The organism is Streptomyces sp. bgisy027 (assembly GCF_057710365.1).
The window spans coordinates 1-17384 of record NZ_JBYIVZ010000051.1; the positions used below are offsets into that span (position 1 = coordinate 1).

Annotated in this window: 13 protein-coding genes and 1 pseudogene; 7 read left to right on the plus strand and 7 right to left on the minus strand. The window is 71.5% G+C overall.

What is annotated here, in order from left to right; all coding sequences use genetic code 11:
- A partial coding sequence (locus AC3ETA_RS37405) for a cytochrome c oxidase subunit I (RefSeq protein ID WP_432197347.1) occupies positions 1-628 on the plus strand: 628 nt, incomplete at its 5' end.
- The gene (locus AC3ETA_RS37410) at positions 625-963 is read left to right on the plus strand and encodes a hypothetical protein (protein ID WP_432197348.1); all 339 of its coding nucleotides are present in this window, start codon (positions 625-627) and stop codon (positions 961-963) included. The genes AC3ETA_RS37405 and AC3ETA_RS37410, both read left to right, overlap by 4 nt.
- Positions 964-970: 7 nt before the next feature.
- Here the strand turns inward: AC3ETA_RS37410 and AC3ETA_RS37415 are convergent, their stop codons facing one another.
- Positions 971-2935, minus strand: a complete 1965-nt coding sequence (locus AC3ETA_RS37415; protein ID WP_432197349.1) for an RICIN domain-containing protein — start codon at positions 2933-2935, stop codon at positions 971-973.
- Between the two features lie 214 nt (positions 2936-3149).
- Between AC3ETA_RS37415 and AC3ETA_RS37420 the strand changes: the two genes are divergently transcribed.
- A complete protein-coding gene (locus tag AC3ETA_RS37420) occupies positions 3150-4373 on the plus strand; it encodes a glycosyltransferase (protein WP_432197400.1) in 1224 nt (407 codons plus the stop codon).
- Between the two features lie 44 nt (positions 4374-4417).
- Here AC3ETA_RS37420 and AC3ETA_RS37425 read toward each other — a convergent pair whose 3' ends face one another.
- Positions 4418-5080 (minus strand): TetR/AcrR family transcriptional regulator, encoded by a 663-nt coding sequence (locus AC3ETA_RS37425; protein ID WP_432197401.1) that lies wholly within the window; start codon positions 5078-5080, stop codon positions 4418-4420.
- 188 nt (positions 5081-5268) lie between these two features.
- Between AC3ETA_RS37425 and AC3ETA_RS37430 the strand changes: the two genes are divergently transcribed.
- Positions 5269-6522 carry a YncE family protein gene (locus AC3ETA_RS37430; RefSeq protein WP_432197350.1) on the plus strand — a complete coding sequence of 418 codons (1254 nt, stop codon included), beginning with the start codon at positions 5269-5271 and terminating at the stop codon, positions 6520-6522.
- A gap of 457 nt (positions 6523-6979) precedes the next feature.
- On the opposite strand, the gene AC3ETA_RS37435 is transcribed toward AC3ETA_RS37430, so the two are convergent.
- A complete protein-coding gene (locus AC3ETA_RS37435) occupies positions 6980-8839 on the minus strand; it encodes a cellulase family glycosylhydrolase (protein WP_432197351.1) in 1860 nt (619 codons plus the stop codon).
- A gap of 73 nt (positions 8840-8912) precedes the next feature.
- Positions 8913-10973 carry a GTP-binding protein gene (locus tag AC3ETA_RS37440; RefSeq protein WP_432197352.1) on the minus strand — a complete coding sequence of 687 codons (2061 nt, stop codon included), beginning with the start codon at positions 10971-10973 and terminating at the stop codon, positions 8913-8915.
- A 281-nt stretch (positions 10974-11254) separates the two neighbouring features.
- On the opposite strand from AC3ETA_RS37440, the gene AC3ETA_RS37445 reads away from it, so the two are divergent.
- Positions 11255-11791, plus strand: coding sequence for a hypothetical protein (locus AC3ETA_RS37445; protein WP_432197353.1), 537 nt, complete (start codon positions 11255-11257; stop codon positions 11789-11791).
- A 166-nt stretch (positions 11792-11957) separates the two neighbouring features.
- Here AC3ETA_RS37445 and AC3ETA_RS37450 read toward each other — a convergent pair whose 3' ends face one another.
- On the minus strand, positions 11958-12314 hold the full coding sequence (locus AC3ETA_RS37450) for a DUF6479 family protein (RefSeq protein ID WP_432197354.1): 357 nt from the start codon (positions 12312-12314) through the stop codon (positions 11958-11960).
- A 249-nt stretch (positions 12315-12563) separates the two neighbouring features.
- Here AC3ETA_RS37450 and AC3ETA_RS37455 point away from each other — a divergent pair, with 249 nt between their 5' ends.
- Positions 12564-13730, plus strand: coding sequence for an XdhC family protein (locus AC3ETA_RS37455; RefSeq protein WP_432197355.1), 1167 nt, complete (start codon positions 12564-12566; stop codon positions 13728-13730).
- A 170-nt stretch (positions 13731-13900) separates the two neighbouring features.
- Here AC3ETA_RS37455 and AC3ETA_RS37460 read toward each other — a convergent pair whose 3' ends face one another.
- A complete protein-coding gene (locus tag AC3ETA_RS37460; RefSeq protein WP_432197356.1) occupies positions 13901-14401 on the minus strand; it encodes a metallophosphoesterase family protein in 501 nt (166 codons plus the stop codon).
- 81 nt (positions 14402-14482) lie between these two features.
- On the opposite strand from AC3ETA_RS37460, the pseudogene AC3ETA_RS37465 reads away from it, so the two are divergent.
- Positions 14483-14758 (plus strand): annotated as a pseudogene (locus tag AC3ETA_RS37465) (glycosyltransferase family 2 protein); the annotation flags it as partial.
- Positions 14759-14833: 75 nt separating this feature from the next.
- Here the strand turns inward: AC3ETA_RS37465 and AC3ETA_RS37470 are convergent.
- The gene (locus AC3ETA_RS37470; RefSeq protein ID WP_432197357.1) at positions 14834-17323 is read right to left on the minus strand and encodes a SpoIIE family protein phosphatase; all 2490 of its coding nucleotides are present in this window, start codon (positions 17321-17323) and stop codon (positions 14834-14836) included.
- Between the last annotated feature and the right edge of the window lie 61 nt (positions 17324-17384).

Genomic DNA, 17384 nt, shown 5'->3' on the forward strand with positions numbered 1-17384 from the left:
CGGTTCACTGAGTTTCGAGACGCCGATGCTCTGGGCCTTCGGATTCCTGGTCACGTTCGTGTTCGGCGGCCTCACCGGCGTCATGCTCGCCTCGCCGCCGCTGGACTTCCCGACCTCCGACACCTATTTCGTCGTGGCGCACTTCCACTACGTCATCTTCGGCACCGTCGTCTTCGCGATGTTCGCCGGCTTCCACTTCTGGTGGCCGAAGTTCACGGGCAGGATGCTCGACGAGCGGCTCGGCAAGATGACCTTCTGGACACTGTTCGTCGGCTTCCACGGCACCTTCCTGGTCCAGCACTGGCTGGGCGTGAACGGAATGCAGCGCCGGATTCCGGACTATCTGGCGGTGGAAGGGCTCACGACGCTGAACTCGCTGTCGTCCGTGTTCTCGTTCGTGCTCGGCGCGTCGCTGCTGCCGTTCTTCTACAACATCTGGAAGACCGCCAAGTACGGCAGGAAGGTCGAAGCCGACGACCCGTGGGGCTACGGCCGCTCGCTGGAGTGGGCGACGTCCTGCCCACCGCCGCGGCACAACTTCCGCGCTCTGCCGAGGATCCGGTCCGAATCCCCGGCGTTCGACCTGCATCACCCTCCGGAGCGGCAGAAGGAGCTGACCACTCTGTGAGCCTCACCGACAAATACCTCACCGACAAGTTCCTCAATGACATCGAGGGGCATCTGCTGCTCGCCGCGACACACGAGGAGGGCCGCACGGCAGCCGCCCGGTTCAGCGCTCCGCTGCACTGGATGACGGACGCCCAGCGGGGCGAGGTGGAGCGGCGGTTCGAGGCGGAGTACCTCGCACTCGCCCGCGTCTCCTGGCAGCACACCGCGGAGCGTGCCGGGAGACTGCGGGACGAGTACGAGACGACCTACCGTGACCTGCGGCGCCGGCTGCTGGCCGGCTGGCTGCTGACATGCGCCGTGGCCCTCGGCGTCCTGGTCGTGTGCCTCGCCTAGGCCGGCGCTAGCTCACCGTCCACTTCTGGTTGGCCTGGCCGTTGCAGGTCCACAGCACCAGTTTGGTGCCGTTGGCCGTGCCCGCTCCGTACGCGTCGAGACAGAGCCCGGCATTGACGTTGGTGAGGGTGCCGTCGCTGTTCAGGTTCCACTTCTGGTTGTTCTGGCCGTTGCAGTCCCAGATGACGACACGGGTGCCGTTGGTGGTGCCGAGGTTGTAGGCGTCGAGGCACTTGTTGCCGTACACCACGAGTTCCTTGCGAGTGCTGTGGTACTGCCACACCTGGTTCTGGCCGCCGTTGCAGTCCCACAGCTGGGCGTCGGTGCCGTTGGCGATGGTGTTGTCGTCGATGTCCACGCAGCGGCCGGACCCGGTGCCGGTGATCAGGGTGCCGTTCCTGCCCGGCAGCGGCCGGACGACGATGCCTTCGAGGGTGGGGGCGCCGGCGAAGGCGATCGTGTTGGCGTTCCCCTTGGCGAGGGAGACGTTGACGGAGATGTTGCCCGCGGTGGCTCCGGTCGGCGGGAAGGAGACCTTGGTCGGGGTCTGGCCGTTGACCGTGAGTGTGGCTGTGCGGGCCATGGAGGTGTTGTTGGTGTAGGAGACCTCGACCGTCTTCAGTCCGGCGCTCCCGGCGACCACGCCGGAGAAGCTCGACGCGCCGCTGTAGGTGCTCGCGGACTGTTCGGTGCCGCCGGTGACGGTGAGCAGCGCGGATCCGCCCGCGGGCACGCCGGTGGTGAAGCTCGTGCCGGTGGTGGCGACGTTCTGCCGGGCCCACAGGTCACGCACGGTGGCGGAGGCATCGGTCAGACCGAGGTCGGACCAGCGCACGGTCATGTCCTGGGTGACCGAGGTGCGGTTGAGCAGGACGACGGCACGGTTGCCGCTGCCGGCGAGGACCTTGCCGTACACCTGGAGACCGGTGGTGTCCTCGGCGACCTCGACGCCCTGGAGGCCGCGCGGGTCCTGGTCGACGGCGATGACCTCGGGGTTGGTCAGGATGCCCGTCGTCTCGGCGGTGAGGGTGGTGAGGTCGACTCCGGCGAGCAGCGGGGCGCCGGAGATCGCCCACAGGTTCATGTGGCTGCGGTTCTGGGCGGCGGTCAGGCCGGTCATACCGACGACCATCATGTCGGGGTCGTTGTAGTAGCCGGTGTGCTGGGCCGTGGGGTGGATGTTGCGGTCGAAGGCGGTCAGGACGTTGCCGTACGACGGTGTGCCGCCGTGGAAGAAGATGTCCGTGTTCGTCCGCCACATCGGACCCATGCCGGGGGCCCAGTTCCACGGGTTGTCGTAGCCCCAGTTGCACAGGGAGAGCGCGAGCGGGCGGCCGGTGGCGGCGGTCGCGCCGGCCACGGCGTCGCTGATCGCCCGGTAGGTCGTCCTCGGGTCGAGGCCCTCGGCGTCGCCGCCGCACCAGTCGACCTTCACGAAGTCGAAGCCCCAGCGCGAGAACTGGAGCATGTCCTGCTCGTAGTGGCCCTCGCTGCCCGAGCCGGGGGCGGCCGGACGGCCGGTGGGGAAGTAGTAGCCGCAGCCGTCCTTGCCGGCGTCGGTGTAGATGCCGGCCTTCAGGCCCTTGCTGTGGATGTAGTCGGCGATGGCCTTCATCCCGCCCGGCCACTCCGTCTCGTCGACGGTGATGTTGCCGGCGCCGTCACGGGTGCCCTGCCACCAGCCCTCGTCGATGTTGATGTACTCGTAGCCCGCCTCGGGCAGCCCCGCCGCCACGAACGCGTCGACCTGTCGCTTGATCACGCCGTGGTCGACCTTCGCGGCGAAAGCGTTCCAGGAGGCCCAGCCCATGGGGGCGGCGGGCACCGGAATCTGCCGGGCCGTCGTCGCCGCGCGGGCCGGTGCGGGTGCGGCGAAGAGCAGCGCGGCCGTCGCGGCGAGCGCGAGCACCAGGAGGCGGATAGCGGCGGATCTGAAGTGACGGGCGAGGTCGGTGGGGGGTGGGGGGTACATGCGGCTCCTTCAGGCAGGAAAGCAAGGGACGGCAAGGAAAGATGGGTTCGTAATATCGAACAGAATTCGGAACACCGAACGCGTGGCGCTGAAATTAGGGCCGCACGAGGGGGCAAGTCAACGGATCAGACGGACTTGAAGTCGCCCGTTCGCGCGTCCAGTTGGCGCTCGCGAGGGCCCGCGCCGCCATACTGGCCGGGTGAGGGTGGCGATCATGACGGCGGGCTCCCGGGGCGATGTGGCTCCCTACACCGGACTCGGGCACGCCCTGTACCGGGCCGGGCACGAGGTGACCCTGGTGACGCACGGCTGCTTCGAGCGGCTGGTCGCGGACTCGGGCGTACGGTTCCATCCACTGCCCTTGGACCCCCGCGCGGAGCTGGAGTCCGAGCGCGGGCGGAGCCTGCACCGCAGCGGCACCGGCCTGGGCAAGCTCGTGCGCGTGGTGGGTCTGGCACGGAGCCTGGCCGGATCCCTGACGCACGACATGCTGGCCGCCGCGCGGTCGAGCGACGCCCTGCTCCTGGCCCCGTCCACCGCACCGCTCGGACGCGTCATCGCCGAGGGCCTGTCCCTGCCGAGCATCGAGCTGCCACTCCAACCGCTCGCGCCGACCCGGGAGTTCGCACCGGCCATGCTCGGTGGTGGCTCCTGGGGGAGCCTGCCGAACCGGGTCGGCGGACATGCCGTGAACCTGGCCATCGAGCGCGTCTTCTCCGCGGCCGTCCCCGACGCACGGGCACGGCTCGGCCTGCCCCGCGACAAGGTCCGCGGCGCTCGACGAGGCCGGCCCACCGGCGCCGTGCTCCACGGCTTCAGCCCCCTGGTGGTGCCCAAACCGCACGACTGGGGCCCGCACCTGCGCGTGACGGGGTACTGGTGGCCCTACGACGGTCCGTCTCAACTGCCGTCCGGGCTGCGGGACTTCCTCGACGCGGGCCCACCGCCGGTCTTCGTGGGCCTGGGCAGCGCGACCGTCCCCGATCCGGCGGGCCTGAGCGAGAGGGTGGTGCGTGCGGTGCGTGCGGCCGGGTTGCGGGCGGTGATCCAGCGGGGCTGGGGCGGTCTGGGCGCCGCCGGGGACGACGTCCTGACCATCGACGAGGTGCCGCACTCCGCGCTGTTCCCGCGGATGGCGGCCGTGGTCCACCACTGCGGCGCGGGCACGACCGCCGCCGGGCTGCGCGCCGGGGTGCCGGCGGTGCCCGTGCCGATCCAGTTCGACGAGGCTTTCTGGGGCGCCCGCCTGGTCTCGCTGGGTGTCGCGCCGCGCGTTCTGGGGCTGCGGAGGTTCACGGCCGACGCGCTGGCAGCGACCCTACGGCAGGCGACCGGAGACCCGTCCTACGGCCACCGCGCCCGCGCCCTGGCCGACGGCCTGCGTGCCGAGGACGGCACGGCTCCCGTGCTGGCGGCGGTGCACCGGCTCGGCGGCTGAAGCCCGCCGGGCGAGCGAACGTTCCGCGGCCCGACCGTCGGCCGTCAGGGCCCGGTGAACCGGGGTTCCACCGGCTGGAGGATGCCGAGCAGGATGCGGACGAGTTCGTCGACGACCTCGTCCAGGGTCGCGTCCACCCACCCCGCGCTCCAGTCGTGCAGCAGGCCGTTGACGCTGCCGATGAACGCCGTCACGGCCACCCGGTAGTCGCGCGGCGCCGCCTCCCCACGGGCCACCGCGCCCGCCACCTCCGCACAGACGAGGTCGATCCAGCGGGCGCGGCGCGCGAGGCGCTGTTCCTCCAGTCGGGGGCTGACGCCGATGATCTCGACGAAGGTGATGCGGATGCGGCGCCGGTCGGAGGTGACGTTCGCGGCATAGGCGCGGAAGATCACGGTGGCGCGTTCGGCGAGCGGCAGGTCCTCCGCCTCGGCGGCCGCGCCCAGGACGGCCTCCTCCGCCCACCCGTTGACCTGGAGGTGGAGGGCGGCCAGCACATCCTCCAGGGTGCGGAACTCCTCGTAGAACTGACGCGTCGACAGTCCGGCGGCCTCGCTGAGCGCGGCTACGGTCGTCCCCCGGAAGCCGGGGCCGCCGCCGAAGAGTTGCAGTGCCGCGTCGAGGAAGCGCCGTCGCCGCTCGGCCTGTCGCTCCTCGGCCGACTTGCCGCCGTAGCGGCCGGTGGGCGCCTTGGTCCTGCCCGCCACACTGTCCTCCCGCCGCTTCGCCGTCCCGACGATCAATTTTGTCGTGTACGCAGTCTTGTGGAGAAGGGCACCCCCTCCTTACTTTTCAGTAAGTTGACTCTGAAAGCACTTGTGTTCAGATTCGACGCTCTGCTTCGGCATGCCCCACTCATGACGCCCGCCCCCTTTCAGAGGAAGAGAGAGCAGTCATGCCTGCCATCAGAACCAGGCACCTGTGCTCCGTAGCCGCCGCCCTCGCCCTGACCGTCTCCGCCTCCGCGACCGTCGCCACGGCCGCCGACTCCTCCGCCGCCGCCCTGCGCGAGGTGTTGTTCGTCGGCAACAACTGGGACGGCACCGCCGACGTCATCAAGTCGTCCGGCGACTTCGCGAAGATCGGCCGTATCAACGTCATCCCCGACAAGGACCAGCGGATGGCGGAGATCAACGCGAACCCGATCAAGTGGATCTACTTCATGGCGATCCGCAACAGCGTCGGCGAGGGCCACGACCAGTTCGTCGACGACATGTACTCGACGCCGGACGGAACGTCGGTCGTCGTCTCGCGTCCCAGCTTCGCCGACGTGGTGTCCCTCGATCTGGCCACGGGTCAGGTCAACTGGCGCTTCCCGGTGTCCGGTTACCGCGCCGACCACATGGCGGTCTCCCCCGACGGCAAGCGGGTGGCCGTGTCGGCCTCGACCTCCAACACCGTGCACGTCCTGGACATCGACAGCGGCCGGGAGCTGGGCAGGTTCGGCACCGGCGACAAGCCGCACGAGAACGTCTTCACCCAGGACGGCAAGTACATCTACAACATGGCGATCGGCGACGTGAACACGCAGACCGACGCCCCCTGGCTGGACTGGACGAAGGGCGACCGGCGCATCACGGTCGTCGACGCGAACACGTACCAGCAGGTCAAGGTCATCGACATGCGTCCGAAGCTGGACGCGATCGGCCTGAGGGACTACTCCGACGCGGTGCGGCCCGCCGTGTTCTCGCCGGACGAGTCGAAGCTGTACTTCCAGGTGTCGTTCTTCAACGGATTCTTCGAGTACGACCTGGCCACCGACCGGATCACCCGGACCAAGACCCTGCCGAAGAACCCGGCGACCAGCGACGACCGCACCACGTTCGTCAACGACTCGCGCCACCACGGCATTTCGATGAGCCCGGACGGCAGCAAGCTGTGCGTCGCGGGAACGATGGACGACTACGCCACCGTCGTCAACCGCACGACGCTCCAGGAGGGCCCGCTCGTCACCGCCTCCAAGCCCTACTGGGCCACGGTCAGCGGTGACGGCAAGTCCTGTGTGGTCTCCGAGAGCGGCACCGACCAGGTCACGGCCATCGACTTCGCCACCGGGCAGAAGCAGGTGTCGGTCCCGGTCGGCGACCATCCGCAGCGGGTCCGGCTGGGCCATGTGCAGAGCGGCTGGACGAGTCCTTCGGCGGGCTGATCGGCCCAGGGCCTTCAGCACCGCGCCCACCCCGTCCTCGGTCGCCATGTGCCGCGCGGCGACCGAGGCGGCACATGGCGTACGCCTGCTGCCGTACGGCCCGGCCGAGCGCGTCCGAGAGCCGGTGCGGGGTGCGCGAGGCGCAGGGGACCGGTTCGGTGCCGGCGCCGGCGCCGGCGCCGATCGAGGCGAGCCGTCAGTCCCGCCCAGAACGGCCGGTCGGCCGTCACGGGCACCGGCACCGAGGGCGTCCCGGCGCGGGGCGCTGCCGCCGTGTGCCCGCCCCGGCGTGGTGCACCACCGCGGCCGCCCTGGGGAACAGCAGGGCGTGCGGCAGGTCGCCGACGGTCAGGACGTCGTCGGCGTCGACGGCGAGTCCGGCACGGCCGGCTGGAGGCGCCCGATCTCCTCGGTCAACCGCCCCGCCCGGGACCGGAGCTGCGTCAAGCGGCGTTCTTCATCCGGCCTTCTGCGCGGCCCAGGCGGAGAGTTCGGACCGTGCGGCGTTCAGCAGTGCGGCCGAGGGAGCGGTCGCTCCGTTCGTCACCAGCGCGTAGTGCAGGACCCCGGAGTCGGTGTCGGTGAGCAGCAACCGGCGGCTGCCCGTGCCGCCCGGTTCCGCGGCCACGCCGACCGGGGTGGCCGAGTGGTAGGACGGGGGCGCGTGTGCCGTGCCCAGGTCGGAGACCACGGTGGTGGACGCGGTCGGGAAGGACGCCGGCAGGTGCAGTTCGGTCGGTGCCGTGCCGCTGTTCGAGCGCCAGAGCAGCAGCCCGTACTGGCCCGATCCCACCAACTGCGCCACGTTCGGCAGTGAGCTGGGCACCGGATTCCAGGTCAGGGTCGTCGAGCCGTCCCGGGAGCGGTCCTCGTAGGTGAAGGCGACCGTCGTGCCGGAGGTGGCGCTCGGGTAGATCCGGTCGAGCAGCCGGGAGTCCTGCCGCAGCACCGGCGTACCCTCGTCGTCGAGGCGTACGGCCGAGAGGTCCTCGCCGTTCCAGGCGTCGCCGGCGGTCTGCACCTTGTCCGGGTTGTCGTTCATCAGCTCGTGGTGGCGGCCGTTGTAGATGTCCCACTGCCACTGGGAGCCGGAGAGGACGGGACCGGAACCCGCCGGGTTCGACCACCAACTCGCGCCCTTCACACGGGAGTCGAGGGCCTGGTACATCGCCTTGTGGACCGTCGGCGCCTTGTCGGAGACGGATCCGGTCAGCGGGTGTCCGAACTCGCTGATGATCGCGGTCGTCCCGGTGGCGGAGGCGCGGTCGCGGACGGTCGCGAAGTCACCCGCGTACTGGCCGTCCGCTGCCTTGCCCCACATGAAGATGCCGGAGATGGCCTTCTGGTCGTAGAAGTGGGTGTTGAAGACATAGCGCGGGCCGAGAGTGCCCGCGTCGAGCAGTCCGCCCTCCTGCTTCTGGAAGTCGAGGTTGGCGTTCCAGAAGAGGTTCGGCTCGGCGAAGAGCGGCTTGTCCTGCCAGCCGGCCGCGTCCATACGGGCACGGAACTTCTCGTAGAACGGCCAGAGCACGTCGCGCTCCCAGGTACGGCTGGTCTGACCGGAGTCGTAGCCCCCGGCGTGCGGCTCGTTCCACGGGTCGAACCCGACGACGCCCGCGAACCGGTCGGCGGTGAGGTTCTGCCTGATGTGCGCCATCGTCTTCTGAGCGGTGTCGAGGAAGGCGTCCTGGAGGCCGTACTCGTTGTGCCAGAAGTCGTACGTCGACTGCTTCACGGCTTCGTTCGAGGTGATGTTCTGGCCCCAGAACGGGCAGATCCCGCAGTACTCGTCGGGGTAGTCACCGAGGTCGACGGCCCATCTGGGGGCGCCGTCGCCCGTGTACCAGCTGTCCGTGTCGAACAGCCAGCGGGAGTAGAGGTCCTGGTGGAAGTCGGGGTACACGCGGATCCCGGCGTCCAGGAAGGCACGCATCTGGTCGGTGGCCTTCGCGAGGTAGGCGGTGTCGACCTGGCCGCGCACGGGCTCCGCATAGGCCCAGGAGAGCAGGAAGCGCACCGAGTTGCCGCCGCCGAGGGCGCGCAGCGCGGTCGCGGACTTCTTCGCGTCGGCGGTCGACGCGAAGGGCAGACCGTTGTTCTCCTTCAGTTTCGTCTCGCCGGAGACGTTGTAGCCGCGCAGCACGACCTCGCGGCCGTTGCCGTCGACGAAGCGGCCGCCGCGCACGGTGAGGGGCGTTTCGTCGAACCAGAGGGAGTCGGGGAGGGGGACGGCGGTGGCGGGGGTGGGGCCCGCCACCGACAGGGATCCGAAGAGGACGACCAGGACAACCAGCAGACGCGTCCGAATGTTCGGCATGTCCACTACAGTCCGGTGATATCAGGACACCGTCAATACTTCTGACTCACGAGTAAGTTGGTGCCCTGTCAGCTCAGTTGCCCACTCTGCGCGTCAGGTTCAACAGGTACTCCTTCCGGTTCAGCGGGTTGAGGTCGGTGCGGCGGCGCTCCGGGAGGGTGCCGCGCGGGGCGGGTGCGTAGTGGTCGAAGGCGCTCTCCAGCTCGCCCTCCCCCCGGGTCAGCCCCGGCAACTGCTGCTCCAGTTCGTGCACGTGGGCCGCGGGTACCGTCCCCTCCAGTCGGCAGTCGGCACCCCGGGTCTCGGTGGTCTGCGGTGTGGCGCGCAGCCTGGCCAGCACCGGCAGCAGCGCGGCCAGGGTGTCGCTCGGGGCCTCCAGACGGAAGTGGTGCAAAGGCTCGTGCACCCGGGTGCCGGCCCGGCGCAGCGCCTCCATCAGGACCAGCGGGGTCACGCCCCGGAAGTCGTAACCGGTGCTGGACATGCTCTTGTCGAAGCCCTGGTGGGCATGGCTCTGCCGGGGCGAGTAGCCGGAGTGGGTCATGGTGACCGTGCAGTCGGGGACCTGCCAGCCGTGCAGGCCCTGGCCGAGGGCCTCGCGGACGGTGTCCTCGACGGCCTTGAAGAAGGCGTACGGCATGGAGCCCAGCTCCACTTCCAGCCGGAACTCCACGCCGGACCCGGCCTGCGCCGGGTCGACGCGCAGGCCGACCGTGGCGAGGAAGGGGTTGCCGTCCTTCTTGTTGAACTCCACCGCCGCGCCCGAGCCGACAGGCCGTTCGATGCACAGCGGTGTCGTCTCGCGGAAGGTGACGTCGAGGCCGAAGTCGTCGGCCAGGGTGGCCTGGATGACCTCCTTCTGCACCTCCCCGTAGAGGGACACGAAGGTCTCCTGGCGGACCTCGTCGTGGCGCAGGTCGATCAGCGGGTCCTGCTCGGCCAGTCGGGTGAGCGCCCGGTGCAGGGCCCGCCGGTCCACGCCGTCGGCCGGCGCGACGATCGTCTCCAGGGTGGGCGGGGAGAAGAAGTGCCCGTACGCCTTGCGGGGTTCGCCGATGGCGTCGCCGATCCTGATGTCGGCCAGGCCCCACAGCTTGGCGATCCGGCCCGCCGGGACCTGGTCGTCCCTGACGTCCGTGCCCCGGTCGAAGACGCTGATGGCGGTGATGCGGCCGTCAGCGCGGGTGTCGCCGAGGTCGGACGTGGCGCGGCTGGGCACCGGCTCCACGCCGTCGCCCGGCTCGGCCGACATGCCTGGCTCGGCCGACATGCCTGGCTCGCCGAAGCGGATCCGGTCCCGGGTGCGCAGCGTCCCCGAGAACATCCGCGCGTACGCGACCTTCTCCCCCGCCGGGCCGCGGTCCACCTTGAAGACGGTGCCGGAGACCGGGCCGTCCCGGTCGCCGCCCGCGGCGGGCAGCAGTTCCCTGATGCCGTCGGTCAGCGCGTCCACGCCGGCGCCTGTGACGGCGGAGCCGAAGTGCACCGGGTGGACGAGTGCCTGCCGGGTCCGGACGGCGAGGGCGGTACGGAGCCGGTCGTCGGTGACCTCGTCCTCGACGTACGCGGTCAGCAGAGCGTCGTCGAGGCCGGCCAGGACGTCGAGCGCGGCCGTGCCGAGGCCGGGCAGGAAGCGTGCGCCGCGCGTGCCGAGGGCCGTGGCCGTGCCCATCGGGACGACGGCAGCGGTGAGCCGTTCGGAGACGGACCGCAGGACGGCGTCGTACCGGGCACCGCGTCGGTCGATCTTGTTGACGAACACGAGCGTGGGGATGCGCAGGCGTTGCAGCGTGCGCATCAGGACGCGGGTCTGCGGCTGGACGCCCTCGACGGCCGACACGACCAGCACGGCACCGTCGAGGACCCCGAGCACCCGCTCCACCTCGGCGATGAAGTCCGGGTGGCCGGGGGTGTCGATGAGGTTGACGGTCACGTCGTCCAGCGCGAACGACACCACCGCGGACTTGATGGTGATGCCGCGCTGCCGCTCCAGCGCGAGGGAGTCGGTCCGGGTGCTCCCGGCGTCGACGCTGCCGATCTCGTCGATCACGCCGGCCGAGTGCAGCAGGCGCTCGGTCAGGCTGGTCTTACCGGCGTCGACATGGGCGAGAATTCCGAGGTTGAGCAAGTGCACGAAGCGTCATGTCCTTTGACGAGGGGGTGATTCCTGCCTGGGGGGACATGCACGCAGTTCGCATGTGTGCTCCTGGTCTTCCGACGACGGGTCCGTGCAGTGCAGCAGACCCGGCGGCGCGGCGGCAACGGATTTAACGCGGCACCGCGAGCCCGACGACCGCGTGCCCCTCCCCCGTGACCTGCGTTTCCTCGCGAGCCCGGCGGGCACCCGGCGGGCACAGCTGCCGATCGCGGCCCGCTCGCGACCACCCCATCGGCCCCGCGGCGAAGGGACACGCCATGAACCACCGAACGCGCTCCGACGCACACCACCGCGCGCAGACCCACCACACGGGTGCGACCCTGCTGGGCGTCTATCTCAACGACCACCTGGCGGGTGCCACCGGCGGGACCCAGCGGGCCCGCCACATGACACGGTCGCACCGGGGTACGGACCTCGCGGCGGCGATGGAGCCGATCTCCGCCGGGATCACCGAGGACCGGGCCGTCCTGATCGAGATCATGGAGCGGCTCGACATCCCGGTGCGGCACTACAAGATCTACGCCGGGCGGGTGGCCGAACGCGCGGGACGGCTGAAGAGCAACGGCCGGCTCGTACGGCGTTCCCCGCTGAGCCCGCTGCTGGAGCTGGAGGCGCTGCGGGTGGGCGTCGAGGGCAAGGCGGCCCTCTGGCAGACGCTGCGCGACCTCGCCGACGACGAGGAGCGCCTCGACCCGGACCTCCTCGACGGGCTCCTCGAACGGGCCCGCCACCAGCAGGCCACGCTGGAGGAACTGCGCCGCCGCCAGATCGGACCGGCGCTCCGGACGACGTGAGCGGCGCTCCGGACGGCATGAGCGGCGCCCTGCCTCGGTACGACCGGCCCCGGACCCTGAGGCGGTGCGGGGCCGGTCGTACGGCGGGTTCCGCGGGTGACAGTCAGTGGACCCTGAGGCGGTGCGGGGCCGGTCGTACGGCAGGTTCCGCGGGTGACAGTCGGTGTCAGTCCGAACCCCCGCCGCCGAACGAACCGCTCCTGCCCTCGTTCCAGCGGCGCCGCCCCTTCAACGAGCTGCGCCGGGAGGGCATGTTGCCGTGGCCGGGCAGCTCGTGCGGGGTCAGCCGGTGATCGCTCCTGGGCACCGCGTCGGGCTCCCGGCGCTCGCGGACCTCCCGGACCGGCCCGCCGTCGGGCAGCCGCGGCTGCTCCTCGGCCCGCGGCGGAGCGGATTCCCGGCGCCTGACCCGGATGCCCAGCACGAATGCGCCGAGAAGCAGACCCACGACGACCAGACCGGCGACGACCAGACCGATGCCCAGCGCGCCCTCGGCGGCGATGTCCGTCCATGCGATGTCCATGGCGCCCGAGTACCCCTGGCGCCACACGTGAACCTGGGCGTCCGCGCGACCCGCCGGGACGACCGGCCCTCGGATCCCCCTTCGGCGCACATGAACTTCGCCGCCGCAAGGTCGATACTGCTGGGAGCAGCGCGCCGCGCCCGGACGAGCGCCTGGGCCCCGCGTGTGACTTCGCGGGCAGCTGACCACTCGTCATCGAGGCCATGGCGCCGAGACCGTCCGTCGAGCTCACGAGGAGTACCCGCGACCATGCGTGAGATTCTCCCGGTGATCGGTGGCTGGTACGCGGCCCGGGTGCCGTTCGGGCTCGCCACCGTGGTTGCCACGAGCCGCAGCGCGCCGCGCGATCCGGGTGCCGCGATGGCGGTGGGTCCGGACGACGAGGTCGTGGGCAGTGTGTCGGGCGGGTGCGTGGAAGGCGCCGTGTTCGAGCTCGCGCGCGAGGTGGTGGCGAGCGGCGAGGCCCGGCTGGAAACGTTCGGGTACAGCGACGAGGACGCGTTCGCGGTCGGACTGACCTGTGGCGGCGAGATCACCCTGCTGGTGCGCCCCGTGACGCCGGAGAGCGACCCGGCGTTCGGCGAGGTCGCCGCCTCGGTCGCGGCGGGCCGTCCGGTGACCGTGGTGACGGTGACGGACGGGCCGGCGCCGCGCGGTGCGACGCTCGCCGTGTGGCCCGACCGGGCGGCGGGCACCCTGGGCGCGCCCGGCCTGGACGTGGCGGTGAGCGCCGACGCGCGCGGCGAGCTGGCCCTCGGAGCCACGGGCCTGAGGCACTACGGCCCGCACGGCGAGCGACGCGAGGACGCGGTCACCGTCTTCCTTCACTCGTTCGCGCCGCCGCCCCGCATGCTGGTCTTCGGCGCGATCGACTACGCGGCCGCGGTCGCCAGGATCGGCGACTTCCTGGGCTACCGGGTCACGGTGTGCGACGCGCGCGCCGTCTTCGCCACGCCGCAGCGCTTCCCGCAAGGCGTGGAGGTGGTCGTGGACTGGCCGCACCGCTACCTCGGCGGCACCGACACCGACGACCGCACGGTGATCTGCGTGCTCACCCACGACCCGAAGTTCGACGTGCCCCTGCTCCAGGAGGCGCTGCGGCGCCCGGCGGCGTACATCGGGGCGATGGGCAGCCGCCGTACCCACGACGACCGGATGCAGCGGCTGGCCGAAGCCGGCCTCGGTGAGCGGGAGTTGGCGCGGCTGCGTTCACCGGTCGGGCTCGACCTCGGGGCCCGTACGCCCGAGGAGGTCGCGGTGTCCGTCGCCGCCGAGATCGTCGCGCTGCGCTGGGGCGGCAGCGGTACCCCGCTGACGGCGACCGTGGGGGCCATCCACCCGCGCGCGGCGGACGGCGCCGCACCCGGTGGGCGCGGCGGCGATCGACGGGAGAACAGGCCGGATCGAAATGTGTAAGGCGGGTCCGAAAGGGTAGTCGCGGCACAACGGAGGCATCTCGTGCCCCCGAACACAGCCTCTGAGCGGGAAGGAGGTCCATGACAGCGCACTTGCAGCGCCCGGGCCGCTTCCCCGCACAAGGAGCGGCCCGGATCTTGTGCGGGCCCCTCCTCCGTTGATGCCGGCCGTCAGCGCGGCGGCAGCCGGTGCAGCTCCACATCCGTGAGGCCGTTCTCGGCCACGGTCGCGGTCATGTACGTGCAGTGCGGCTGCCGGCGGCGGTCCGTCGGGGAGCCGGGATTCAGCAGACGCAGGCCCGTGGCGGTGGTGGTGTCCCAGGGGATGTGACTGTGCCCGAAGACCAGGACGTCGAGGTCGGGGAAGCGGGCCGCGCAGCGTGCCTCCCTGCCCTGGGCGGAACCCGTCTCGTGGACGACACCGAACCGCAGGCCGCCCAGCTCGACGTACGCCGTCTCGGGGAGCCTCGCCCGCAGGTCGGGCCCGTCGTTGTTGCCGTAGACCCCGACGAGCCGGGCGCTGCGGCTCTCCAGCAGATCGAGCGTGGCCGCATCCACCCAGTCCCCGGCGTGGAACACCACGTCGGCGCCCGGCAGTTCGGCGAGCAGCGGCTCGGGCAGGGCCTTGGCGCGCTTGGGGAGATGGGTGTCGGACATCAGCAGCAGACGCACTGCGCCAGGCTACTCGCGGGGCGAGACGGGTCAGGACAGCGATCTGGCGTGCGGGGCGGAACGGGCCGTGACAGAGTTGGCATCTGGCCACGAGCGCCGAAATCGGACGCAAACGCCCAGCGACCCGACTGCATCGACTCCCTGCTCCGCCAGTAACTGCCGCCGGCCGAATACGAAGTGATCTTCGTCGACGACGGCTCCATCGACGACACACCCGCCCGGCTCGACGCCCTCGCCGCCGCGGAACCCCGGGTCACCGTCCTTCACCAGGAGAATTCCGGCTGTTCGGGCAAGCCCCGCAACGTCGGCATCGACTCCGCCCGGGGCGAGTACGTTCTTCCAGTAGCCCTCGATGACCGTGCAGCGCACGTCGGCGCGGGCGGGTTTGTTTGGCACGGGCGGTCATTCTGACGGGGTCGGTTCGCTTGTGCGTTACCTCGGAGCCGTCCCGTATTCACCGGAATTCGGGGTTCGGTCGCTTGCCGCGATCTCGCTCCACACCTGTTTTCCGCCACTGACGGGCACTGTCCCCCACGCCGCCGACATGGCCTCGACCAGCAGGATTCCGCGCCCGCCGGTGGCCTCCCAGCTCAGGCTGGTCGGCTTGACGGGAGTGCGGGGCGAGGCGTCGGCGACCGCGACGCGCACGCGGTGGTTGACGAGCGTCAGGTCGAGGCGGACGCGGCCGTCCGTGTGCACGAGGGCGTTGGTGACGAGTTCGGACACGACGAGCAGCACGGTGTCCATCGTCCGCTGCGGCACTCCCCAGGCCCGCAGGGTACGGCGGGTGAAGCGACGGGCGTGGCCGACGGCCTCCGGGACGCGCCAGACGGTCCAGCTCTCGCGCAGGGGCCGTACGGCCATGCCGTCGTAGCGCAGCAGGAGCAGCGCGATGTCGTCGTTGCGGCGGGCGCCGACCAGCAGGGCGTCGGCGACCAGGCCGAGGTGGGCGGGGTCGGAGCGGGCGAGTTCACGGGCGAGCCGGTCCATGCCGGTGTCGATGTCGTCCTCGGCGGACTCGACGAGGCCGTCGGTGGTCAGGGCGACGATGGTGCCGGGGGTCAGCCCCAGCGGGCTCATCGGGAAGTCGGCCTGCCGCATGACGCCGAGCGGCGGGCCGCCCTCCGCCTCGGCGATCTCCGTCCCGCCGTCCGGCCGGCGCAGGACCGGCGGGAGGTGTCCGGCGCGCACGCACCAGCCGGTGCCCTCCTCCAGGTCGACGTCGACGTAGCAGCAGGTGGCGAAGAGGTCGGTCTCCATGTCCATCAGGAGGCGGTTGGCGTGGTGGACGACGACGTCCGGCGGGTGTCCTTCGGCGGCGTAGGCGCGCAGTGCGGTGCGCATCTGGCCCATGAGGGTGGCGGCGGCCGCGCTGTGGCCCTGGACGTCGCCGATGACGAGGGCGACGTGGTTGTCGGGCAGCGGGATCACGTCGTACCAGTCGCCGCCGACTTCCAGTCCGGCCGTGGTGGGCAGATAGCGGGCGACGGCCTCCGCGCCGGGCAGCCGGGGCAGGCGGCGCGGCAGCAGCTGGCGCTGGAGCATGCCGACGAGCTCGTGCTCGGCGTCGAAGGCGTGGGCGCGCATCAGTGCCTGGCCTGCGAGGCCGGCCGAGGCCGTGAGCAGGGCGCGTTCGTCGGGGCCGAACTCGTGCGGGGTGTCCCAGCCGATGAGGCAGGCGCCGGCCATCCGGCCCCCGGCGGGCAGCGGCAGGACGGCCAGCCCGCCGGGGCCGACGTCGGCGAGGGCGGGTTCCAGCGGGGTTCCGGCCGGCCAGATCCGGGCGCGGCCCTCACGCAGCGCGGCGGCGAGGGTGGGCATGGCGCGCACGGGCGCGTCCGGCCATTCGGTACGCCACTCCAGCCGCCACAACTCCGGCCAGGACTCGGGTTCGGGCGGGTCCAGGACGGTCACGACGAGTCGGTCGTGCTCCAGCTCGGCGAGGGCGATGCGGTCGGCGCGCAGCGGCTTGCGCAGGGCGGTGACGACGGCGTGGCTGACGTCACGGACGGTGCCGGCGGTGGCCAGGGCGGCGGCGAGGCGCTGGACGCGGGCCACGTCGGTGACCTCGGGGCGCAGGGTGGAGGCGTCGGCGACGGTGCCGACGAGGCGGGCGGGCCGGCCCTCGCCGCCGGGCAGGAGACGGCCGCGGAGCCTGAGCCATCTGGGCGGGCCGGCGGGCTGGAGGACCCGGAACTCCAGCTCGCGGTCGCCGATGGACATGTGGTCCGCTTCGACGACCGACATCAGTGACGGCAGGTCCTCGGGGACGGTCAGGCCCAGCAGGGTCTCGACCCTGCCGTCGAACTGCCGCGGTCCGATGCCGAACAGCCCGAGGAGGCCGTCGCCGACCTCGACCCGGCCGGTGTCCATGGCCAGACTGAACGCGTTGACCGGCAGCTCGCCCCCTTCGGCGGCCGCGGCCGGGGCGGGGTAGGCGACGGCCTCGGCGACCAGCTCCAGGCACACGCGGTCCTCGGCGTCGAAGCCGCCGGGCCGCTCGCTCACGGCGAGCAGGCAGCCGCCGTCGCCCTCGGCGGGCAGGACGGCCAGGGAGAAGTCCCGTGACGGCGCCCGCCGGGATTCCGCGCGTTCGGCGAGCTGCTCCGGGCCGAGCCACACGGCACGGTCGGTGCGCCGGGCCTCGGCGAGCGGGGAGCGGCCGGTCGGGGTGTAGCCGTCGCGAAGGCCGTACACGGTGCGGGGTACACCGGCGCTCTCGACGAGGCAGAGCAGCTCGCCGTCCTCACTCGGTGTGTACACCGCGGCCAGGGTCGCTCCGGCGAAGACGAGCGCCTGCTCCAGCACCCGCCGGAGCCGCTCGGGGGAGTCCGGCTCGACGGAAAGCGCCTTCAGGGCCTCCTCGGCGCGCAGACTTCTCGTCCTGCGCCCCGCGGTGCCCTCAGTGACCACGTCCGCCATTACAGCGCTTATGAGCCACCTGCGCAGCCCCTGTGTGCGTTCCGTGCAGCCAGGATGCGTG